This window comes from Wenyingzhuangia fucanilytica (assembly GCF_001697185.1).
Lineage (GTDB): Bacteria > Bacteroidota > Bacteroidia > Flavobacteriales > Flavobacteriaceae > Wenyingzhuangia > Wenyingzhuangia fucanilytica.
In genome coordinates, this window is the sequence record NZ_CP014224.1 from 2803663 (window position 1) to 2822617 (window position 18955).

Below are 18955 nucleotides of genomic sequence, written 5' to 3' on the forward strand. Positions count from 1 at the left end.
TTAAAAAGTATTAGCAATGGATACACTTATCAAAAGCCCCCAAGACTCAGCTGTTGAAATCACTGAATTAATGAAACCAATGAATTCTAATTTTAGTGGTAAAATTCACGGAGGTTATATTTTAAACTTAATGGATCAAATAGCATTTGCTTGTGCTTCAAAATATTCTGGTGCTTATTGTGTTACAGCATCGGTAAACACAGTTAACTTTTTAAATCCGGTTGAAGTTGGTGAGTTCTTAACCTTAAAAGCAAGAGTGAATTATGTTGGAAAGACTTCTATGACCGTTGGAATTAGAGTTATTTCAGAAAATATACAAACAGGAGTAAAAAAGCACTGTAACTCTTCGTATTTTGTAATGGTTGCAAAAACTACAACTGGTGAAAATGTTACTGTTCCTAAACTAAAACTTAGAAATTCTGAGGATGTAAGACGTTTTATAAGATCTAAAAGTAGATTAGAAACAAATAAATTAAGAAGACAAGCTTTTAGTAAAGCTGCATTTAACTATAAAGAACATTTAGAAGAATTAAAAGACTATAATGTTTATATCGACCCTTCGTTATTAGATTAATAAAACAAAAAAGCCATTTCTTTCGAAATGGCTTTTTTGTTTTTATGATTTATTTTATTTCATGTTTTCAATAAACTGATCAAATAAATAAGCAGCATCATGCGGTCCAGGATTAGCTTCTGGGTGATATTGTACCGAGAATACCTTTTTATCCTTAATAGCAATTCCAGCTACTGTATTATCATTTAAATGTACATGAGTAACTTCTACATTGTTAGAAGCTTCTACATCTTCTCTACTAACATTAAATCCATGGTTTTGAGAAGTAATTTCACCTTTACCAGTAATTAAGTTTTTAATAGGATGATTAATTCCTCTGTGTCCATTGTGCATTTTATAAGTAGAAATTCCTTGTGATAATGCAATAATTTGATGTCCTAAACAAATACCAAATAAAGTTAAATTTTTATCGATAATAGTTTTAGCAACTTCTTGTGCACTCTTTAATGGTTCTGGATCTCCAGGTCCGTTAGATAAGAAATATCCATCAGGATTAAAAGCAGCCATTTCCTCAAAAGTAGCTGTATTAGGGAAAACTTTAATATAACAATCTCTGTTAGCTAAGTTTCTTAAAATATTTGTTTTAATCCCTAAATCTAAAGCAGATACTTTGTATTTAGCATTTTCATTACCATAAAAATATGGCTCTTTTGTAGAAACTACAGAAGCTAAATCCAAACCTTTCATACTTGGTGCTTCAGCTAATTTGGCTTTTAAAGCATCAATATTATCTACTTCTGTAGAAATTAAAGCATTCATTGCTCCATGTTTTCTAATATAGCTTACTACAGCTCTAGTATCAACGTCAGTAATAGAAAGTAATCCGTGTTTTTTAAAATATTCATCTAAAGAACCGTTAGAACGATCTCTTGAATATTCATAACTAAAATTTCTACATACCAAACCGGCAATTTTAATTCCTTCTGACTCTACTTCATCATCGTTAACTCCATAGTTACCAATATGAGCATTGGTAGCTACCATAATTTGACCAAAATAAGATGGATCTGTAAAAATTTCTTGGTATCCAGTCATTCCAGTATTGTAACATACTTCACCAATTGTAGTACCTTCAATACCTACAGACTTTCCTTCAAAGATAGTTCCATCTTCTAATAATAAAATTGCTTTCTTTAATTCTTTGTACTTCATAAAAGTTGTTTTTGTTGTTGGGTGGAGGTGTTTCACCTTAGCTTTCAACAAAGAATGTTTGTAAAAATATTTTTGCAAATATAAAAAAAGGATAAACTATTAAATAGTTTATCCTTTATATATTTTACTAGAAGTAAATCATTTCTTACTCTTCAGTAGTTTCTGTTGATTCTGCAGCTGCTTCAACTTGTGGAGCATCAGCTTTTTTCTTAGATCTACGAGTAGTCTTTTTCTTCTTAGCACCGTTTGGATTGTAAATTTCGTTGTAATCAACTAATTCAACCATTGCCATAGAAGCATTATCTCCTTGACGGTTTCCTAACTTGATGATACGAACATATCCTCCTGGTCTATCAGCAACCTTTACAGCAATCTGTTGGAATAACTCAGTAACAGCATATTTGTTTTTTAAATAAGAAAAAACAATTCTACGATTATGTGTAGTGTCTTCTTTAGATTTTGTAATGATAGGCTCAACATACATACGTAAAGCTTTTGCTTTAGCAACAGTAGTGTTAATACGCTTGTGCTCTATTAAAGAACAAGCCATGTTTGCTAACATTGCATTTCTGTGTGCAGTTTGTCTACCTAAGTGGTTAAATTTCTTTCCGTGTCTCATTTTAAATGATTTTAGCTTTCATCTTGCGTCTACCCATTTTGAGGAGCAAAATATGAAAGGGGTTTAGTCTTTGTCTAATTTATATTTACTTAAATCCATTCCGAAATGTAAATTTTTAACGTTTACTAATTCGTCTAACTCTGTTAAAGATTTTTTACCAAAGTTTCTAAATTTCATTAAGTCGTTTTTGTTAAAAGATACTAAGTCTCCTAACGTTTCAACTTCTGCTGCTTTTAAACAGTTTAAGGCTCTTACAGATAAGTCCATGTCAACCAATTTGGTTTTCAATAACTGTCTCATGTGTAAAGACTCCTCGTCATAAGTTTCTGTTCTTGCAATTTCATCAGCCTCTAAAGTGATACGCTCATCAGAGAATAACATAAAGTGGTGGATTAAAATTTTTGCAGCTTCTGTTAATGCATCTTTAGGATTAATAGATCCATCAGTAACAACGTCAAAAACTAATTTTTCATAGTCAGTCTTTTGTTCTACACGGTAGTTCTCTACAGCATATTTTACATTCTTTATAGGAGTGTAAATAGAGTCTGTAAATATAGTTCCTAAAGGCACATTTACTTTTTTATTTTCTTCAGCAGGAACAAATCCTCTACCTTTTTCAATAGTAATATCGAAACTTACAGCTACAGAACTGTCTAAGTTACATATTACTAAATCTGGGTTTAAAACTTGAAAACCTGAAGTAAATTTTTGAATATCACCAGCCGTGATTTGATTCTGACCTGATACAGATACAGAAACAGTCTCTTTATCTGTGTCTTCAATCTGTTGCTTAAAACGAACTTGCTTTAAGTTTAAGATGATTTCAGTAACATCCTCAACAACACCTTGTACAGTAGAAAACTCATGTTCTACTCCCTCGATGCGTAAAGATGTAATAGCGAAACCTTCTAAAGACGATAATAATACTCTTCTTAAAGCATTACCTACAGTTAAACCAAAACCTGGCTCTAACGGTCTGAACTCGAATTTACCTTCAAAGTCGGTAGATTCGATCATGATAACTTTATCTGGTTTCTGAAAATTTAAAATTGCCATAGTTAACTGGTGTCTAATTATTATTTCGAGTATAACTCGACGATTAATTGCTCTTTGATGTTCTCTGGAATTTGAATTCTTTCAGGAGCTGAAACAAAAGTTCCTGTTTTAGTATCATTGTTCCAAGTTAACCACTCATAAACAGCAGAAGAACTAGCTAAGCTATTCTCGATAACTGAAAGTGATTTAGATTTTTCTCTTACACCAACAACATCACCAGGCTTCAATTGGTAAGAAGGAATGTTAACGATTTCTCCATTAACAGTAATATGTCTGTGAGATACTAATTGACGTGCTCCACTTCTAGAGTTAGACAATCCCATACGGAATGCTGTGTTATCTAAACGAGATTCACATAATTGTAATAATACCTCACCAGTAATACCTTTACTAGCAGATGCTTTCTTAAATAAGTTAGAGAATTGACGCTCTAAAATACCATAAGTATACTTTGCTTTTTGCTTTTCTTGTAACTGTAAAGAATATTCAGAACGTTTAGCTCTTTTCTTTGCCAACCCGTGTTGTCCAGGAGGATAGTTACGTTTTTCAAAAGACTTGTCATCACCAAAAATTGCTTCTCCAAACTTACGAGCAATTTTAGTTTTAGGTCCATTATATCTTGCCATAATAAAAAAATTAAAAAGTTAGCAGTTATGAATTAAGGCTTAGTCCTTCGATAACTTAATTGCTAACTTAGTGTTAATAATAAATAAAATTAGATTCTTCTTCTCTTAGGAGGACGACATCCGTTGTGTGGTAATGGAGTAACATCAATGATTTCTGATACTTCAATTCCTGCATTATGAATAGTACGGATAGCAGATTCTCTACCATTTCCTGGTCCTTTTACATAAACTTTTACTTTACGTAAACCTGCTTCGTGTGCTACAGCAGCACAATCTTCAGCAGCAGTTTGTGCAGCATAAGGAGTGTTCTTTTTAGATCCACGGAATCCCATTTTACCTGCAGAAGACCATGAAATTACATCTCCTTTTTTATTTGTTAAAGAAATGATGATGTTGTTAAATGAAGCTGTAATGTGTGCTTCTCCAACAGACTCAACAATAACTTTACGCTTTTTAGCGGTCTTTGTATTAGATTTAGCCATAACTTAATTATTTCTTTTTGTTCGCTACAGTTTTACGTTTACCTTTTCTTGTTCTAGAGTTGTTCTTAGTTCTTTGACCTCTTAATGGTAACCCAGCTCTGTGACGGATTCCTCTAAAACATCCAATATCCATCAAACGTTTGATGTTTATTTGGATTTCTGAACGTAATTCACCTTCAATTGTGAAAGTTCCTGCTTGCTCACGAATTGCTCCGATCTGAGCATCTGTCCAATCTTGAACTTTGATGTTCTCATCTACTCCAGCATTTGCTAAAATCTCTTTAGCTCTAGTTCTACCAATTCCAAAAATATAAGTCAACGCGATTACACCACGTTTGTTCTTTGGAATGTCAATACCTGAAATTCTTGCCATAACTAACCTTGTCTTTGTTTGAATCTAGGATTCTTTTTATTGATTACATATAATCTGCCTTTTCTACGCACAATCTTGCACTCGGCACTTCTCTTTTTTATTGATGCTCTTACTTTCATCGTAATGATATTTTAGTATCTATAAGTAATTCGAGCCTTTGATAAATCATAAGGACTCATTTCTAACTTAACTTTATCTCCTGGTAACAACTTAATGTAATGCATACGCATTTTACCCGAGATGTGTGCGGTAACAATATGACCATTTTCTAACTCAACTCTAAACATTGCGTTAGATAATGCTTCAGTAATTGTACCGTCTTGTTGTATTGACGCTTGTTTTGCCATAATTAAATTGTACCTCTTCTTTTAGTTCCAGTTTTCATCAGACCGTCATAATGTCTATTTAGTAAATACGAGTTAATTTGTTGGATCGTGTCGATTGCAACACCCACCATAATTATTAACGAAGTACCTCCATAAAACATCGCCCAGTTTTGTTGTACACCAAAATGAACAACGATGGCTGGGAAAACAGCGAGCAAAGCTAAGAAAATAGATCCAGGTAACGTAATTTTTGACAAAATACTATCTAATTTTTCTGAAGTTTCTACTCCAGGCCTTACTCCCGGTATAAAACCTCCACTTTTTTTAAGGTCTTCGGCCATTTTATTTGTAGGAATTGTAATAGCTGTATAGAAATAACTAAACACTATAATCAAAACACAGAATAAAATATTGTAACCCCAACCGTTAAAATCAGATAAAGCATTAAATATTGTTTGTACTGTTCCGTCAGAATTTCTAGCTATTAATCCAGGTACAAACATAATCGCTTGTGCAAAAATAATAGGCATTACTCCAGCAGAATTTAACTTTAATGGAATATACTGTCTTGCTCCTTGAGCATCATCTATACTTCCAACTACAGTACGTCTTGCATATTGAACTGCAATTTTTCTAACAGCTGTTACTAATAATATACTTGCTAAAATAATTAACAACCAAACTATTATTTCTAAAAGGATCATCATGAAACCTCCAGATCCAGCAGCATATTTAGAAGTGAATTCTTGCATAAAAGCAGCTGGGAATCTAGCAATAATACCAATCATAATTAATAATGAAATACCATTACCAATTCCTTTTTCAGTAATACGCTCTCCAAGCCACATTGCAAAAACAGTTCCTGCAGTCAATAAAATCATTGAAGAAATCCAGAACATTCCACCTTGACCTAATAGGTAAGCTTCAGCAGGAATACCTAAAGAAGGTAAACTTGTTAAATAAGCTCCACCTTGTACAATAGTAATTCCTATTGTTAACCAACGTGTGATTTGATTGATCTTATTTCTTCCGCTTTCACCATCTTTTTGCAGTTTTTGTAAATAAGGAACCGCAATTCCCATTAACTGAACCACAATAGACGCTGATATATATGGCATAATCCCAAGAGCCATTATAGAAGCTCTTGAGAATGCACCACCTGTAAATGCGCTTAATAAACCTAAAAGTCCATCTGATGTTTTATCGCCTAAAACTGTTAACTGTTGTGGATCTATACCAGGTAATGTTACCTGAGCCATAAACCTGTAAACTGCCATCAATCCTAATGTTAAAAGGATTTTTGTTTTTAATTCGTCGATAGACCAAATGTCTTTTATAGTTTGGATAAATTTCTTCATCTAAGTTTATTATGATTATAAGATTACAGCTTCACCACCTGCAGCTTCGATAGCCGCTTTAGCAGTTGCAGTAAATTTGTGTGCAGTTACACTTAATTTCGCTTTTAACTCTCCACCACCTAATATTTTTACTAAGTCGTTTTTACCAGCTAAACCGTTTTCTTTTAATACAGCTAAATCAACTGTATCTGTAACTTTTCCATTTTCTACTAAAGACTGTAATTTATCTAAATTGATACCATTGTATTCCTTACGGTTTACATTGGTAAATCCAAACTTAGGTACTCTTCTTTGTAATGGCATTTGCCCTCCTTCAAATCCAACTTTTCTAGAATATCCAGAACGAGATTTTGCACCATTGTGTCCTCTTGTAGCAGTACCTCCGTGACCAGAACCTTCACCTCTAGCAATACGTTTACTACTTTTTACAGAACCCTTAGCAGGTTTTAAATTATCTAAACTCATCTTTTTATGACTTATTTAATTTCTTCAACAGAAATTAAGTGTTTAACTTTATTAACCATTCCTACAATTGCAGGTGAAGCGTCGTGCTCTACCGTTTTACCAATTCTAGACAAACCTAACGCTTCTAAAGTTCTTTTTTGAACTTGCGTACGGTTAATTTGGCTCTTTACTTGTGTGATTTTAATTTTTCCCATGGTATTCAATATTAACCGTTAAATACTTTGTCCAAAGAAATACCTCTCTCAGCAGCCACAGCTTGTGGGCTTCTTAATTGTAATAAAGCATCAAAAGTTGCTTTAACTACGTTATGAGGGTTAGATGATCCTTGAGACTTAGATAATACATCGTGTACACCAACTGATTCTAATACCGCACGTACAGCACCACCAGCAATTACCCCGGTACCGTGAGATGCAGGTAATAACAATACCTTAGATCCACCAAATTTACCTTTTTGTTCGTGAGGTAAAGTCGCGCTCATTAATGGAATACGAACTAAGTTTTTCTTAGCTTCTTCTACAGCCTTAGCAATTGCAGATGCAACATCTAAAGATTTACCAGATCCGTAACCTACTACACCTTCTCCGTTTCCTACTACAACAATAGCAGAAAATCCAAAAGTACGTCCACCTTTTGTAACCTTAGTTACACGGTTTACAGCTACTAAGCGATCTACTAACTCTAATCCGCTTGGCTTAACTCTTTCTACGTTTTTATATCCTTGCATAATATAATTTTCTTAAAATTTTAAACCAGCTTCTCTAGCTGCTTCAGCTAATGCTTTAACTCTACCATGGTATAAATAACCATTTCTATCAAACGCAACAATTTCAACTCCTGCAGCAACTGCTTTTTCGGCAATAGATTTACCTACTAATGTAGCAACTTCAATTTTTGATCCTTTTGCATCGATTTCTTTATCTCTTGATGACACAGATACTAAAGTAACCCCTGCGTTGTCATCAACTAATTGAGCGTAAATTTCTTTATTACTTCTAAATACAGATAATCTTGGTTTAGATGCTGTACCCACAGAAATTTTTCTAATTCTACGCTTAATTCTTTGTCTTCTTTCAAGCTTTGATAATGCCATAATACTATAAATTATGCAGATTTACCTGCTTTTCTTCTTAATTCTTCACCTACAAACTTAATTCCTTTTCCTTTGTATGGCTCAGGTGCACGGAAAGAACGAATCTTTGCAGCTACTTGACCTACCAATTGCTTATCGAAAGAAGTAAGTTTTACGATTGGGTTTTTACCTTTATCAGAAACTGTTTCTACTTTAACTTCTGGTGCAATATCTAAAATGATATTGTGTGAGAAACCAATAGCTAAATCTAAAACGTTACCTTGATTTGAAGCTCTATATCCAACTCCAACTAACTCTAATTGCTTAGTCCATCCGTTTGATACTCCTTCAATCATGTTATTGATTAAAGCTCTGTATAAACCATGCTTAGCTTTGTGAGCTTTTGATTCAGAAGGACGATCTAATACTAAAACTCCTTCTTCTTCTTTAATACTGATACCATCAGTAATTTCTTGAGTTAACTCTCCTAATTTCCCTTTTACAGTAACTGTGTCTCCGTTAATAGTAACAGTAACACCAGCTGGAATTGCGATTGGGCTTTTTCCTATTCTTGACATACTATTCTATTTTTTAATAAACGTGACAAATTACTTCTCCACCTACTTTCTCACGCTTAGCTTGCTTAGATGTCATAACTCCTTTAGAAGTAGACACGATAGCAATTCCTAATCCGTTTAAAACTCTAGGTAAATCCTCTACACCTACATACTGACGTAAACCTGGTGTAGAAACACGTTGAAGTTTCTTGATTACTGATTCGTTTGTTACTGGGTTGTATTTTAAAGCGATTTTAATAACACCTTGAGTGTTATTATCCTCAAACTTATAACTCAAAATATACCCTTGGTCAAATAAGATCTCTGTGATTGCTTTTTTAACCTTTGATGCAGGAACTTCCACTACTCTGTGTCCTGCTAAATAAGCATTTCTTACTCTTGTTAAGTAATCTGCTATTGGATCTGTATACATAATTGTTTGTATTGGTTTTAGATTATCACCCTGAAACAAGTTCAGGGCTAGCATCTAAAATTAATTCTTAAAATTTTACCAACTTGCTTTTGTTACACCTGGGATTAACCCTTGGTTTGCCATTTCACGGAAAGTTACACGAGAAATTCCAAACTGACGCATATATCCTTTTGGTCTTCCTGTTAACTTACAACGATTGTGAGTACGGATAGGAGAAGCATTTTTAGGTAACTTCTGTAATCCTTCGTAATCACCAGCTTCTTTTAAAGCTTTACGCTTTTCAGCATATTTGGCAACTGTTTTAGCTCTTTTTCTCTCACGAGCTTTCATTGATTCTTTAGCCATGATTAGTTCTTTTTAAATGGTAAACCTAATTCTGTTAATAATGATTTAGCTTCTTTATCAGTAGGAGCAGAAGTTACAAAAGTAATATCCATACCACCAATCTTTTTTACTTGATCAATATTAATTTCAGGAAAAATAATTTGCTCAGTAATACCTAAGTTATAATTTCCTCTTCCATCAAAACCAGTAGCTTTAATACCGTTAAAGTCTCTTACACGTGGTAAAGAAGCAGTGATTAATCTGTCTAAGAATTCGTACATTTTAGTTCCACGTAAAGTAACTCTTGCCCCAATTGGCATACCTTTACGTAATTTAAATGTTGCGATATCTTTTTTAGATAATGTTGCAACTGCTTTTTGTCCAGAAATAGTAGTTAACTCTTCAACAGCGTAATCTACTAATTTCTTGTCTGCAATAGCAGCACCTACACCTTTAGAGATCACAATTTTCTCTAATTTAGGTACTTGCATAATATTGCTATATCCGTACTCTTCAATTAAGGCAGCCTTAATTCTGTCAGTGTACTCTTGTTTAAGTCTTGGAATATAACTCATATTAAATAGCTTTTTCTGATTTTTTAGAAATACGCACTTTTTTACCATCTTCTACTTTATAACCAACTTTAGTAATGTTTCCATTCTCTAAAATTGCTAAATTAGAAATAGGTAAAGCAGCTTCTTTCTTTACAATTCCACCTTGAGGGTTTTGAGCGCTTGGTTTAGTGTGCTTAGAAACTAAGTTTACACCTTCAACAATTGCTTTGTTTTTATCAGTAATAATTTTTACTACTTTCCCTTCTTTCCCTTTATGATCTCCAGCAATAACTCTTACTGTATCTCCTGATTTTATTTTAATCTTTGCCATTGTTTTACAAATATTAAAGCACCTCAGGTGCTAATGATACAATTTTCATGAATTGCTTATCACGAAGTTCTCTTGCCACAGGTCCAAATACACGTGTTCCAGACATTTCTCCAGTCGCATTTAACAACACACATGCGTTGTCGTCAAAACGAATGTAAGAACCATCTTTTCTTCTTACTTCTTTAGAAGTACGAACAACAACAGCTTTAAATACTTGACCTTTTTTAGCGTTACCATTTGGAGTTGATGACTTTACAGTTACAACAATTTTATCTCCAATTGAAGCATAACGCTTTCCTGTTCCTCCTAAAACACGGATCACTAAGACCTCTTTAGCTCCAGTGTTATCTGCTACGTTTAATCTTGATTCTGTTTGTAACATACTATTTAGCTCTTTCTAGGATTTCTACTAATCTCCAACGTTTAGATTTACTTAAAGGTCTTGTTTCCATGATTCTTACAGTATCTCCAATGTTGCAGTCGTTTTGCTCATCGTGTGCAACGTATTTCTTCGTATTTAATACGAACTTTCCATACATTGGGTGTTTCACTTTTTTTACCTCAGCAACAACAATAGATTTGTCCATTTTGTTACTAGATACAACACCAATTCTTTCTTTTCTAAGATTTCTATTTTCCATCTTGTAAAAATACTTATTGTCTGTTAGTTAACTCAGTAGCTACTCTTGCTACAGTTTTTCTAAGCGCTCTCAACTCTAAAGGATTCTCTAATGGAGAAATAGCATGAGCCATCTTAAGATCAGTATAGTTCTTTTTAAGAGAATCTAATTTCTCTTGTAAGTCTGCAACTGACAATTCTTTAATTTCTGATTGTTTCATTTCTCTTAGATATTAAGCGTTATCATAATCTCTCGCAACAACGAACTTAGTTTTAACTGGCATTTTTTGAGCTGCTAAGCGTAATGCTTCTTTAGCAACATCGAAAGATACTCCTCCGATTTCAAACAATATTCTACCAGGTTTAACTACCGCTACGAAATATTCAGGAGCACCTTTACCCTTACCCATACGAACCTCTAAAGGCTTCTTTGTAATAGGTTTATCCGGGAAGATTTTGATCCATAACTGACCTTCTCTTTTCATATAACGTGTCGCAGCAATACGACCTGCTTCTATTTGTCTAGAGGTAATTAAGGCTTGTTCTAAAGATTTGATCCCGAACATTCCAAAAGCTAACTGATTCCCTCTTTGAGAATCACCGCTCATATTACCTTTACCTTTCTGTACCTTACGATACTTTACTCTTTTAGGCTGTAACATTTCTAAATTCTAATTTTTGTGAAAAATTATTTTCTTCTACGAGGTCCTTTCTTAGCTCCTGCGTTAGCTCCACCTTTTCCTCCTGACTTTTTAGCCAAGCCTACTAATGGAGATAATTCACGTTTACCATAAACCTCACCTTTCATAATCCATACCTTAACTCCGATTCTACCGTAAGTTGTATGGGCTTCTACCAAAGCATAGTCAATATCAGCTCTAAAAGTAGATAAAGGAATTCTACCTTCTTTATAGTGCTCTGAACGTGCCATTTCAGCACCGTTTAAACGACCTGAAATTTGGATTTTAATCCCTTCAGAGTTCATACGCATTGTTGCAGCAATAGCCATTTTTATTGCACGTCTGTATGAAATTCTGTTTTCAATTTGACGAGCAACACTTGCAGCAACTAAATTAGCGTCTAATTCTGGACGTTTAATTTCAAAAATATTGATTTGTACTTCGTTTCCAGTTAATTTCTTTAACTCCTCTTTTAACTTGTCTACCTCTTGTCCACCTTTTCCGATAATGATACCAGGTCTAGCAGTAGTGATAGTAACGGTTACAAGTTTAAGAGTACGCTCAATAATTATTCTAGAAACACTAGCTTTGTATAATCTTGCATTTAAGTACTTTCTTATCTTATAGTCTTCAGCAATTTTATCTCCGTAGTCATTACCTCCGTACCAGTTTGAGTCCCATCCTCTGATGATTCCTAAACGATTTCCAATTGGATTAGTCTTTTGTCCCATTTCTACTTTTGATTATTTGCTTTCAACATTTTTACTTCCCAACACAATAGTAACGTGATTAGAACGCTTACGAATTCTATGTGCACGACCTTGTGGAGCTGGTCTTAATCTCTTTAACATTCCTGCAGAATCTACAGTAATTGTTTTAACATATAAATTAGCCTCCTCTATACTTGCGTCTTCGTTCTTTGCTTGCCAGTTAGCAATTGCAGATAACAATAACTTCTCTAAGTTTATAGATGCTTCTTTAGAGCTAAATTTCAAGATTTGTAAAGCTTTTTCAACCTCTACTCCTCTTACTAAATCAGCCACCAATCTCATTTTTCTTGGTGATGTAGGACAACCAGTCAACTTAGCGAAAGCAACTTCTTTCTTTGCTTCTTTGATCTGTTTTGCCATATTATGTTTACGAACTCCCATATCCTACTATTTTTTTCCTTTATTTTTCTTGTCTGCACCGTGACCTCTAAAGGTACGTGTTGGTGAAAACTCTCCTAATTTATGACCTACCATGTTTTCAGTAACATATACTGGTACAAATGTTCTTCCGTTGTGAACTCCAATAGTTTGTCCAACGAAATCTGGAGTAATCATAGAAGCTCTTGACCAAGTCTTGATTACTTCTTTGCTTCCTGCCTCAGCATTAGCGATAACTCTCTTCTCAAGTTTGTGGAATATGAAAGGTCCTTTCTTTAATGAACGTGCCATGTCTTACTTATTTTTTTCTACGTTCTAAAATATACTTATTACTCGCTTTTGTCTTAGATCTAGTCTTGTATCCTTTAGCAGGTATACCATTTCTTGATCTTGGGTGACCTCCAGAAGAACGTCCTTCTCCACCTCCCATTGGGTGATCAACAGGGTTCATTCTTACAGCGTTTGTTCTTGGTCTTCTACCTAACCATCTTGATCTACCAGCTTTACCAGAAACTAATAATTGGTGATCTGAGTTTGAAACAACTCCGATTGTTGCGATACAAGTTAACAAGATCAATCTTGTTTCACCTGACGGTAATTTTACAGTAGCATACTTTCCTTCTTTTGCCATTAATTGTGCAAAAGAACCCGCAGAACGAGCCATTACAGCTCCTTGACCTGGTCTTAATTCAATACAACAAATTGTTGTACCTAAAGGAATGTTTGCCAAAGGCATTGCATTACCAACATCTGGAGTGATAGCATCATTATTACTCACAATAGTTTGACCTACCTGTAATCCTGCTTGAGCGATAACATATCTTTTTTCTCCATCAGTATACTCTACTAATGCAATAAATGCAGTACGATTTGGATCGTACTCAATTGTTTTTACAGTCGCTTCAACACCGAATTTATCTCTATTAAAATCGATAATACGGTATCTTTTCTTATGACCACCACCTACGTAGCGCATTGTCATTCTACCACTGTTGTTTCGACCTCCAGATCTTTTATTCGGTGCCAATAATGACTTTTCCGGCTTATCAGTAGTAATGGCGTCGAACCCATTTACAACTCTAAAACGCTGACCTGGTGTGATTGGTTTTAATTTTCTAACTGACATGTTAAAATTTAAAATTGTTTATTAATTAAATATTACTATAAAAGTCAATATTCTCTCCTTCAGCTACCTCGATGATAGCTTTTTTATATGCAGAAATTTTCGACTCAACTACACCTTTTTTAGTGAATTTTGTCGAACGTTTTACTGGATATATCATTGTTCTTACCTTCTCAACTGAAACACCATAAGCAGCTTCAACAGCTTCTTTGATTTCAATTTTGTTAGCTTTCAACTTTACAACAAAAGCATAGCGGTTTAATAACTCGCTATCTTTTGTTGCTTTTTCTGTAATAATAGGTTTTATTAAAATACTCATATCTGTACCCTATTTACTTAAATTAGCTTCAATACCTTCAATTGCACCCTCTAATAAAACAACTTTTCCAGCATTTAATACTTTATAAGTGTTTAATTCTGAGGTAGTTACAACTTCAGACCCTTTTAAATTTCGTGAAGACAAATATACATTTTTATTTGAATCACCCAACACAAATAGAGATTTTTTATTATCTAACTCTAAAGCTTTCAATACGTTAATGAAATTTTTAGTGTTTGGAGCTTCAAAACTGAAGTCTTCTAAAACGATAATATTAGACTCTTTTGCTTGTAAACTGAAAGCAGATTTTCTAGCTAATCTCTTTAAGTTTTTATTTAATTTGAAAGAATAATCTTTTGGTCTTGGTCCAAAAATTCTACCTCCTCCTCTGAAAACAGGAGATTTAATAGATCCTGCACGAGCAGTACCAGTACCTTTTTGTTTTTTAATCTTTCTTGTAGACCCAGCAATCTCAGCTCTTTCTTTTGATTTGTGAGTTCCTTGTCTTTTGTTTGCCAAGTGCTGCTTTACATCTAAGTAAACTGCATGATCGTTTGGCTCTATAGCGAATACTGCATCAGATAATTCAACCTGACGTCCTGTATCTTTTCCTGTATAATCTAAAACTGCTACTTTCATTATTTCTCGATAGTTAAGTAAGAGTTCTTAGCTCCAGGAACACATCCCTTTACTACGATTAAGTTCTTGTCAGCAACAACTTTTAAAACTCTTAAGTTTTCAACTTTAACTTTATCTCCTCCCATTCTTCCTGCCATACGCATTCCTTTGAATACACGTGCAGGGTAAGATGCAGCACCAATAGATCCTGGAGCTCTTAAACGGTTATGTTGACCGTGAGTAGCTTGACCAACTCCAGCAAATCCATGACGTTTTACAACACCTTGGAAACCTTTACCTTTAGAGATTCCGCTTACATCAACAAATTCACCTTCTACAAATAGATCAACACCTACAGTGTCCCCTAAATTTAACTCCTCATCAAAACTAAATTCAACAACTTTCTTTTTAGAAGTAGTACCAGCTTTTGCGAAGTGACCTTGCAAAGCTTTGGTAGTATTCTTGTCAGATTTGTCATCGAAACCTAATTGGATAGCAGAATAACCATCTACTTCCTCAGTTCTGACTTGGGTAACTACACATGGACCAGCTTGAATTACAGTACAAGGAATATTTTTCCCGTTCTCATCAAAAATGCTAGTCATTCCGATTTTTTTTCCTATTAACCCAGACATTATTATTAATTAATTATTGTTATTAAATATTTTTATAAAAGACACAAAAACCGGCCTAACAATGTTAGGCTGGTTTTATAGATCTATTAAGTTTTATCAAACTTTGATTTCTACTTCTACTCCAGAAGGTAATTCTAATTTCATTAAAGCATCAATAGTCTTAGAAGAAGAACTATAAATGTCTAATAATCTTTTATAAGAAGATAATTGGAATTGCTCTCTAGATTTTTTGTTTACGTGTGGAGAACGTAATACAGTAAAAATCTTTTTATTTGTTGGTAAAGGAATAGGACCGTTTACAACAGCTCCAGTAGACTTTACCGTCTTTACGATTTTCTCAGCAGATTTATCTACTAAGTTGTAGTCGTAAGACTTTAGTTTTATTCTGATTTTTTGACTCATTTTCTAATGTTTTAAAATTAAGCTTTAGAAGCTGCAATTACTTCTTCTGATACGTTAGCAGGTGTTTGTGCATAGTGAGAGAACTCCATTGTAGAAGTTGCTCTACCAGATGATAACGTACGTAAAGTAGTTACATAACCAAACATTTCTGATAATGGCACATCAGCTTTAACAACTTTTGCTCCTCCTCTATCACTCATATCGCTTACTTGACCTCTACGTCTGTTTAAGTCTCCTACGATATCTCCCATGTTTTCTTCTGGAGTAATAACATCCATTTTCATGATTGGCTCTAAGATAACAGCTCCGGCAGCTTTTGCACAAGCTTTATATCCCATTTTAGCAGCCAATTCGAATGATAAAGCATCAGAATCCACAGGGTGGAAAGATCCATCCTTTAAAACAACTTTTAATGAATCCATTACGAATCCAGCTAAAGGTCCATTTTGCATAGACTCTTTAAATCCTTTTTCTACAGCTGGAATGAATTCCTTAGGAATACGTCCACCTTTAATTTCATCAATAAATTGTAATCCTGTTCCTTCAAAATCTTCATCAACAGGCCCCATAGTAAATACAATATCTCCAAACTTACCACGTCCTCCAGATTGCTTTTTATAAGTTTCTCTGTGTTCTGTAGTTTTTGTTACAGCTTCTTTGTACTCTACTTGTGGTTGTCCTTGGTTAACTTCAACTTTGAACTCACGTTTCATACGGTCAACTAAAACCTCTAAGTGTAATTCTCCCATTCCTGAAATTACTGTTTGACCAGAAGCCTCATCAGTTTTTACAGTAAATGTAGGATCTTCCTCAGCTAATTTAGCTAAAGCCATACCCATTTTATCAACATCTGCCTTAGTTTTAGGCTCAATAGAAATACCAATTACCGGTGCAGGGAAATCCATGCTCTCTAATACGATTGGTCCATCTAATGAAGACATAGTATCTCCTGTTTTGATATCTTTAAATCCAACAGCAGCTCCAATATCTCCAGCTTCGATATAATCGATAGAGTTTTGTTTGTTAGCGTGCATTTGGTAGATACGAGAGATACGTTCTTTTTTACCTGAACGGTTGTTTAAGATATAAGAACCAGCATCTAAACGTCCTGAATATGCACGGAAGAAAGCTAAACGTCCTACGAAAGGATCTGTAGCAATCTTAAATGCTAATGCAGAAAACTTATCTTTTACATCTGGTTTTCTAGTTACCTCTTCTCCTGTTTCAGGATGAGTTCCAACGATATTATCTCTATCTAATGGAGAAGGTAAGTATCTACAAACAGCATCTAACAAGAATTGAACTCCTTTGTTTTTGAATGAAGATCCACAAATCATAGGAATGATTGCCATATCCATTACAGCAGCTCTTAAAGCAGCGTGTACTTCTTCTTCAGTGATAGAGTTTTCATCTTCCATGAACTTCTCTAACAAGTTCTCATCATATCCGGCTACTTCTTCAATCAATCTAGCACGAGCTTCAGCAGCTTCGTCAACTAAATCTTCAGGAATATCGATTTCATCAAAAGTTGCCCCTTGAGTTTCATCGTGCCAAATAATAGCTCTGTTTTTTACTAAATCTACAATACCTCTAAAATCGTTTTCTTCACCAATTGGTAAAACGATTTCAACTGCATTAGAACCTAACATTTCTTTTACCTGGCTACATACGTTAGCAAAGTTAGACCCTTGACGGTCCATTTTGTTTACGAATCCAATACGAGGCACTTTATAGTTATCTGCTAATCTCCAGTTAGTTTCTGACTGAGGCTCAACACCATCAACAGCACTAAATAAGAAAACCAATCCATCTAATACACGTAAAGAACGGTTTACCTCAACTGTAAAGTCAACGTGTCCTGGAGTATCAATAATGTTAAAGTGGTATCCCTTAGTATCTGGAAGTACTTGTGCATTTTCTAAAGGGAATTGCCATGTACAAGTTGTTGCAGCAGAAGTAATTGTAATACCTCTTTCTTGCTCTTGCTCCATCCAGTCCATAGTTGCAGCTCCATCATGAACTTCTCCAATCTTGTGAGAAACTCCTGTGTAATACAATATACGCTCTGTAGTGGTTGTTTTCCCTGCATCAATATGCGCAGCAATACCAATATTTCTTGTAAGTTTTAAATCTCTAGCCATTTCTATTAAAATCTAAAATGTGAAAATGCTTTGTTAGCTTCAGCCATCTTGTGAACATCCACTCTCTTTTTAACAGCAGCTCCTTCTTCTTTTGCAGCAGCTAATACTTCTGCAGCTAATTTTTGAGCCATAGTCTTTTCATTTCTCTTTCTAGAGTAAGAAATTAACCATTTCATTGCCATAGAAACCTTACGGTCTGGTCTAATTGGCATTGGAATTTGAAAAGTAGCACCACCTACACGACGGCTACGTACTTCTACTTGAGGCATTACGTTAGATAATGCATCTTTCCATATTTCTAAAGAAGTTTTTTCTTCTTCTTCTCCTTTTTTATTTTCTACAATCTCTAATGCATCGTAAAAAATCTTGAACGCTGTAGATTTCTTTCCATCCCACATTAAGTTGTTTACAAAACGTGTTACCAATTGGTCGTTAAACTTTGGATCCGGTAAAAGAATTCTCTTTTTTGCTCTCCTTTTTCTCATGTTTTCTTAAGAATTTAAAAGATTATAGATTATTTTTTTGGACGCTTAGTTCCATACTTAGATCTACGTTGAGTTCTTCCCTCAACACCAGCAGTATCTAAAGCTCCACGTACTACGTGATACTTTACCCCTGGTAAATCTTTTACTCTTCCTCCCCTTACTAATACTATCGAGTGCTCTTGTAAGTTATGTCCTTCTCCTGGGATGTAAGCGTTTATCTCATTACCATTTGTTAATCTAACACGCGCTACTTTACGCATTGCTGAGTTAGGTTTCTTAGGTGTTGTAGTATAAACACGCGTACATACTCCACGACGTTGTGGACATGCCTTCAAGGCAGCCGATTTACTCTTCTTAGTAACTTGGGCTCTTCCTTTTCTAACTAATTGTTGAATAGTTGGCATAAATTAATATATATATAACGTTTTAATATTTACCCCTGAAATCTGTTCAAGGGTTTGCAAAAGTACAAATATTTTCTAA

The 18955-nt window shown here is 34.4% G+C and carries 34 protein-coding genes; 1 reads left to right on the top strand and 33 read right to left on the bottom strand.

What is annotated here, in order from left to right:
- The first annotated feature begins 16 nt into the window (after positions 1-16).
- Positions 17-574: an acyl-CoA thioesterase gene (locus tag AXE80_RS11375; protein WP_068827410.1), complete on the top strand. Its 558-nt coding sequence runs from the start codon at positions 17-19 to the stop codon at positions 572-574.
- 54 nt (positions 575-628) lie between these two features.
- Here the strand turns inward: AXE80_RS11375 and carA are convergent, their stop codons facing one another.
- From carA to rpsL, 33 genes are all read right to left on the bottom strand, one after another.
- Entirely contained in the window at positions 629-1726 is a 1098-nt protein-coding gene (gene carA, locus AXE80_RS11380) for a glutamine-hydrolyzing carbamoyl-phosphate synthase small subunit (RefSeq protein WP_068828889.1), read from the bottom strand.
- Positions 1727-1871: 145 nt separating this feature from the next.
- Positions 1872-2345 carry a 50S ribosomal protein L17 gene (gene rplQ / locus AXE80_RS11385; protein WP_068827412.1) on the bottom strand — a complete coding sequence of 158 codons (474 nt, stop codon included), beginning with the start codon at positions 2343-2345 and terminating at the stop codon, positions 1872-1874.
- A 63-nt stretch (positions 2346-2408) separates the two neighbouring features.
- Positions 2409-3401, bottom strand: a complete 993-nt coding sequence (locus tag AXE80_RS11390; RefSeq protein ID WP_068827414.1) for a DNA-directed RNA polymerase subunit alpha — start codon at positions 3399-3401, stop codon at positions 2409-2411.
- Between the two features lie 20 nt (positions 3402-3421).
- The gene (gene rpsD / locus AXE80_RS11395) at positions 3422-4027 is read right to left on the bottom strand and encodes a 30S ribosomal protein S4 (protein ID WP_068827416.1); all 606 of its coding nucleotides are present in this window, start codon (positions 4025-4027) and stop codon (positions 3422-3424) included.
- Between the two features lie 89 nt (positions 4028-4116).
- A complete protein-coding gene (rpsK, locus tag AXE80_RS11400; protein WP_068827418.1) occupies positions 4117-4509 on the bottom strand; it encodes a 30S ribosomal protein S11 in 393 nt (130 codons plus the stop codon).
- A 7-nt stretch (positions 4510-4516) separates the two neighbouring features.
- Positions 4517-4882: a 30S ribosomal protein S13 gene (rpsM, locus tag AXE80_RS11405; protein WP_068827420.1), complete on the bottom strand. Its 366-nt coding sequence runs from the start codon at positions 4880-4882 to the stop codon at positions 4517-4519.
- Positions 4883-4884: 2 nt separating this feature from the next.
- On the bottom strand, positions 4885-5001 hold the full coding sequence (ykgO, locus tag AXE80_RS14295; RefSeq protein WP_013621733.1) for a type B 50S ribosomal protein L36: 117 nt from the start codon (positions 4999-5001) through the stop codon (positions 4885-4887).
- Positions 5002-5013: 12 nt separating this feature from the next.
- Entirely contained in the window at positions 5014-5229 is a 216-nt protein-coding gene (infA, locus tag AXE80_RS11410; RefSeq protein WP_010137062.1) for a translation initiation factor IF-1, read from the bottom strand.
- A gap of 2 nt (positions 5230-5231) precedes the next feature.
- A complete protein-coding gene (gene secY, locus AXE80_RS11415) occupies positions 5232-6566 on the bottom strand; it encodes a preprotein translocase subunit SecY (protein ID WP_068827422.1) in 1335 nt (444 codons plus the stop codon).
- A gap of 15 nt (positions 6567-6581) precedes the next feature.
- The gene (rplO, locus tag AXE80_RS11420) at positions 6582-7031 is read right to left on the bottom strand and encodes a 50S ribosomal protein L15 (protein WP_068827424.1); all 450 of its coding nucleotides are present in this window, start codon (positions 7029-7031) and stop codon (positions 6582-6584) included.
- Positions 7032-7042: 11 nt separating this feature from the next.
- Positions 7043-7225 carry a 50S ribosomal protein L30 gene (rpmD, locus tag AXE80_RS11425; RefSeq protein ID WP_068827426.1) on the bottom strand — a complete coding sequence of 61 codons (183 nt, stop codon included), beginning with the start codon at positions 7223-7225 and terminating at the stop codon, positions 7043-7045.
- A gap of 11 nt (positions 7226-7236) precedes the next feature.
- Positions 7237-7761, bottom strand: a complete 525-nt coding sequence (gene rpsE / locus AXE80_RS11430) for a 30S ribosomal protein S5 (RefSeq protein ID WP_157359399.1) — start codon at positions 7759-7761, stop codon at positions 7237-7239.
- A 9-nt stretch (positions 7762-7770) separates the two neighbouring features.
- On the bottom strand, positions 7771-8124 hold the full coding sequence (gene rplR / locus AXE80_RS11435; RefSeq protein ID WP_068827430.1) for a 50S ribosomal protein L18: 354 nt from the start codon (positions 8122-8124) through the stop codon (positions 7771-7773).
- 11 nt (positions 8125-8135) lie between these two features.
- The gene (gene rplF / locus AXE80_RS11440; RefSeq protein ID WP_068827432.1) at positions 8136-8681 is read right to left on the bottom strand and encodes a 50S ribosomal protein L6; all 546 of its coding nucleotides are present in this window, start codon (positions 8679-8681) and stop codon (positions 8136-8138) included.
- Positions 8682-8694: 13 nt separating this feature from the next.
- On the bottom strand, positions 8695-9093 hold the full coding sequence (gene rpsH / locus AXE80_RS11445; RefSeq protein WP_068828891.1) for a 30S ribosomal protein S8: 399 nt from the start codon (positions 9091-9093) through the stop codon (positions 8695-8697).
- A gap of 75 nt (positions 9094-9168) precedes the next feature.
- Positions 9169-9438: a 30S ribosomal protein S14 gene (gene rpsN, locus AXE80_RS11450; protein WP_068827434.1), complete on the bottom strand. Its 270-nt coding sequence runs from the start codon at positions 9436-9438 to the stop codon at positions 9169-9171.
- Between the two features lie 2 nt (positions 9439-9440).
- Positions 9441-9992 carry a 50S ribosomal protein L5 gene (gene rplE / locus AXE80_RS11455; protein WP_068827436.1) on the bottom strand — a complete coding sequence of 184 codons (552 nt, stop codon included), beginning with the start codon at positions 9990-9992 and terminating at the stop codon, positions 9441-9443.
- Between the two features lies 1 nt (position 9993).
- Positions 9994-10302 (bottom strand): 50S ribosomal protein L24, encoded by a 309-nt coding sequence (gene rplX / locus AXE80_RS11460; protein ID WP_068827438.1) that lies wholly within the window; start codon positions 10300-10302, stop codon positions 9994-9996.
- Positions 10303-10315: 13 nt separating this feature from the next.
- Complete coding sequence (gene rplN / locus AXE80_RS11465) at positions 10316-10684, bottom strand: 50S ribosomal protein L14 (RefSeq protein ID WP_068827440.1); 369 nt, start codon at positions 10682-10684, stop codon at positions 10316-10318.
- A 1-nt stretch (position 10685) separates the two neighbouring features.
- On the bottom strand, positions 10686-10943 hold the full coding sequence (gene rpsQ, locus AXE80_RS11470; RefSeq protein ID WP_068827442.1) for a 30S ribosomal protein S17: 258 nt from the start codon (positions 10941-10943) through the stop codon (positions 10686-10688).
- 13 nt (positions 10944-10956) lie between these two features.
- On the bottom strand, positions 10957-11142 hold the full coding sequence (rpmC, locus tag AXE80_RS11475; RefSeq protein WP_068827443.1) for a 50S ribosomal protein L29: 186 nt from the start codon (positions 11140-11142) through the stop codon (positions 10957-10959).
- A 12-nt stretch (positions 11143-11154) separates the two neighbouring features.
- Positions 11155-11583, bottom strand: a complete 429-nt coding sequence (gene rplP, locus AXE80_RS11480) for a 50S ribosomal protein L16 (protein WP_068827446.1) — start codon at positions 11581-11583, stop codon at positions 11155-11157.
- Positions 11584-11609: 26 nt separating this feature from the next.
- Positions 11610-12332, bottom strand: a complete 723-nt coding sequence (rpsC, locus tag AXE80_RS11485; RefSeq protein ID WP_068827448.1) for a 30S ribosomal protein S3 — start codon at positions 12330-12332, stop codon at positions 11610-11612.
- A 12-nt stretch (positions 12333-12344) separates the two neighbouring features.
- A complete protein-coding gene (gene rplV / locus AXE80_RS11490) occupies positions 12345-12752 on the bottom strand; it encodes a 50S ribosomal protein L22 (protein ID WP_068827450.1) in 408 nt (135 codons plus the stop codon).
- Positions 12753-12758: 6 nt separating this feature from the next.
- On the bottom strand, positions 12759-13040 hold the full coding sequence (rpsS, locus tag AXE80_RS11495) for a 30S ribosomal protein S19 (RefSeq protein WP_068827452.1): 282 nt from the start codon (positions 13038-13040) through the stop codon (positions 12759-12761).
- 7 nt (positions 13041-13047) lie between these two features.
- Positions 13048-13875, bottom strand: a complete 828-nt coding sequence (rplB, locus tag AXE80_RS11500) for a 50S ribosomal protein L2 (protein ID WP_068827454.1) — start codon at positions 13873-13875, stop codon at positions 13048-13050.
- Positions 13876-13900: 25 nt separating this feature from the next.
- Complete coding sequence (gene rplW, locus AXE80_RS11505) at positions 13901-14191, bottom strand: 50S ribosomal protein L23 (protein WP_068827456.1); 291 nt, start codon at positions 14189-14191, stop codon at positions 13901-13903.
- Between the two features lie 9 nt (positions 14192-14200).
- Positions 14201-14830, bottom strand: a complete 630-nt coding sequence (gene rplD, locus AXE80_RS11510; protein WP_068827458.1) for a 50S ribosomal protein L4 — start codon at positions 14828-14830, stop codon at positions 14201-14203.
- The gene (rplC, locus tag AXE80_RS11515) at positions 14830-15444 is read right to left on the bottom strand and encodes a 50S ribosomal protein L3 (protein ID WP_068827460.1); all 615 of its coding nucleotides are present in this window, start codon (positions 15442-15444) and stop codon (positions 14830-14832) included. Before rplC ends, rplD begins: the two co-directional genes overlap by 1 nt.
- A 96-nt stretch (positions 15445-15540) precedes the next feature.
- Positions 15541-15846 (bottom strand): 30S ribosomal protein S10, encoded by a 306-nt coding sequence (gene rpsJ / locus AXE80_RS11520; RefSeq protein WP_010137088.1) that lies wholly within the window; start codon positions 15844-15846, stop codon positions 15541-15543.
- 17 nt (positions 15847-15863) lie between these two features.
- Positions 15864-17987 (bottom strand): elongation factor G, encoded by a 2124-nt coding sequence (fusA, locus tag AXE80_RS11525; protein WP_068827462.1) that lies wholly within the window; start codon positions 17985-17987, stop codon positions 15864-15866.
- 5 nt (positions 17988-17992) lie between these two features.
- On the bottom strand, positions 17993-18472 hold the full coding sequence (gene rpsG / locus AXE80_RS11530) for a 30S ribosomal protein S7 (RefSeq protein WP_068827464.1): 480 nt from the start codon (positions 18470-18472) through the stop codon (positions 17993-17995).
- 29 nt (positions 18473-18501) lie between these two features.
- A complete protein-coding gene (gene rpsL / locus AXE80_RS11535) occupies positions 18502-18876 on the bottom strand; it encodes a 30S ribosomal protein S12 (protein WP_068827466.1) in 375 nt (124 codons plus the stop codon).
- Positions 18877-18955: the final 79 nt, after the last annotated feature.

Excerpts from the sequence above, each read along its gene's own strand:
- rplC (WP_068827460.1), bottom strand. The coding sequence starts at position 15,444 with ATGTCTGGGTTAATAGGAAAAAAAATCGGAATGACTAGCATTTTTGAT.
- secY (WP_068827422.1), bottom strand. The coding sequence starts at position 6,566 with ATGAAGAAATTTATCCAAACTATAAAAGACATTTGGTCTATCGACGAA.
- rpsL (WP_068827466.1), bottom strand. The coding sequence starts at position 18,876 with ATGCCAACTATTCAACAATTAGTTAGAAAAGGAAGAGCCCAAGTTACT.
- AXE80_RS11375 (WP_068827410.1), top strand. The coding sequence starts at position 17 with ATGGATACACTTATCAAAAGCCCCCAAGACTCAGCTGTTGAAATCACT.
- rpsN (WP_068827434.1), bottom strand. The coding sequence starts at position 9,438 with ATGGCTAAAGAATCAATGAAAGCTCGTGAGAGAAAAAGAGCTAAAACA.
- rpmC (WP_068827443.1), bottom strand. The coding sequence starts at position 11,142 with ATGAAACAATCAGAAATTAAAGAATTGTCAGTTGCAGACTTACAAGAG.
- rpsD (WP_068827416.1), bottom strand. The coding sequence starts at position 4,027 with ATGGCAAGATATAATGGACCTAAAACTAAAATTGCTCGTAAGTTTGGA.
- rplX (WP_068827438.1), bottom strand. The coding sequence starts at position 10,302 with ATGGCAAAGATTAAAATAAAATCAGGAGATACAGTAAGAGTTATTGCT.
- rpsJ (WP_010137088.1), bottom strand. The coding sequence starts at position 15,846 with ATGAGTCAAAAAATCAGAATAAAACTAAAGTCTTACGACTACAACTTA.
- rpsC (WP_068827448.1), bottom strand. The coding sequence starts at position 12,332 with ATGGGACAAAAGACTAATCCAATTGGAAATCGTTTAGGAATCATCAGA.
- rplF (WP_068827432.1), bottom strand. The coding sequence starts at position 8,681 with ATGTCAAGAATAGGAAAAAGCCCAATCGCAATTCCAGCTGGTGTTACT.
- ykgO (WP_013621733.1), bottom strand. The coding sequence starts at position 5,001 with ATGAAAGTAAGAGCATCAATAAAAAAGAGAAGTGCCGAGTGCAAGATT.
- rpmD (WP_068827426.1), bottom strand. The coding sequence starts at position 7,225 with ATGGGAAAAATTAAAATCACACAAGTAAAGAGCCAAATTAACCGTACG.
- rplD (WP_068827458.1), bottom strand. The coding sequence starts at position 14,830 with ATGAAAGTAGCAGTTTTAGATTATACAGGAAAAGATACAGGACGTCAG.
- rpsH (WP_068828891.1), bottom strand. The coding sequence starts at position 9,093 with ATGTATACAGATCCAATAGCAGATTACTTAACAAGAGTAAGAAATGCT.
- rpsG (WP_068827464.1), bottom strand. The coding sequence starts at position 18,472 with ATGAGAAAAAGGAGAGCAAAAAAGAGAATTCTTTTACCGGATCCAAAG.
- carA (WP_068828889.1), bottom strand. The coding sequence starts at position 1,726 with ATGAAGTACAAAGAATTAAAGAAAGCAATTTTATTATTAGAAGATGGA.
- rplO (WP_068827424.1), bottom strand. The coding sequence starts at position 7,031 with ATGAGTTTAGATAATTTAAAACCTGCTAAGGGTTCTGTAAAAAGTAGT.
- rplR (WP_068827430.1), bottom strand. The coding sequence starts at position 8,124 with ATGGCATTATCAAAGCTTGAAAGAAGACAAAGAATTAAGCGTAGAATT.
- rplB (WP_068827454.1), bottom strand. The coding sequence starts at position 13,875 with ATGTCAGTTAGAAAATTAAAACCAATCACACCAGGTCAGCGTTTTAGA.
- rpsM (WP_068827420.1), bottom strand. The coding sequence starts at position 4,882 with ATGGCAAGAATTTCAGGTATTGACATTCCAAAGAACAAACGTGGTGTA.
- rplV (WP_068827450.1), bottom strand. The coding sequence starts at position 12,752 with ATGGGAGTTCGTAAACATAATATGGCAAAACAGATCAAAGAAGCAAAG.
- rplE (WP_068827436.1), bottom strand. The coding sequence starts at position 9,992 with ATGAGTTATATTCCAAGACTTAAACAAGAGTACACTGACAGAATTAAG.
- rplW (WP_068827456.1), bottom strand. The coding sequence starts at position 14,191 with ATGAGTATTTTAATAAAACCTATTATTACAGAAAAAGCAACAAAAGAT.
- rpsQ (WP_068827442.1), bottom strand. The coding sequence starts at position 10,943 with ATGGAAAATAGAAATCTTAGAAAAGAAAGAATTGGTGTTGTATCTAGT.
- rplP (WP_068827446.1), bottom strand. The coding sequence starts at position 11,583 with ATGTTACAGCCTAAAAGAGTAAAGTATCGTAAGGTACAGAAAGGTAAA.
- AXE80_RS11390 (WP_068827414.1), bottom strand. The coding sequence starts at position 3,401 with ATGGCAATTTTAAATTTTCAGAAACCAGATAAAGTTATCATGATCGAA.
- rpsS (WP_068827452.1), bottom strand. The coding sequence starts at position 13,040 with ATGGCACGTTCATTAAAGAAAGGACCTTTCATATTCCACAAACTTGAG.
- rplN (WP_068827440.1), bottom strand. The coding sequence starts at position 10,684 with ATGTTACAAACAGAATCAAGATTAAACGTAGCAGATAACACTGGAGCT.
- fusA (WP_068827462.1), bottom strand. The coding sequence starts at position 17,987 with ATGGCTAGAGATTTAAAACTTACAAGAAATATTGGTATTGCTGCGCAT.
- rplQ (WP_068827412.1), bottom strand. The coding sequence starts at position 2,345 with ATGAGACACGGAAAGAAATTTAACCACTTAGGTAGACAAACTGCACAC.
- infA (WP_010137062.1), bottom strand. The coding sequence starts at position 5,229 with ATGGCAAAACAAGCGTCAATACAACAAGACGGTACAATTACTGAAGCA.
- rpsK (WP_068827418.1), bottom strand. The coding sequence starts at position 4,509 with ATGGCTAAATCTAATACAAAGACCGCTAAAAAGCGTAAAGTTATTGTT.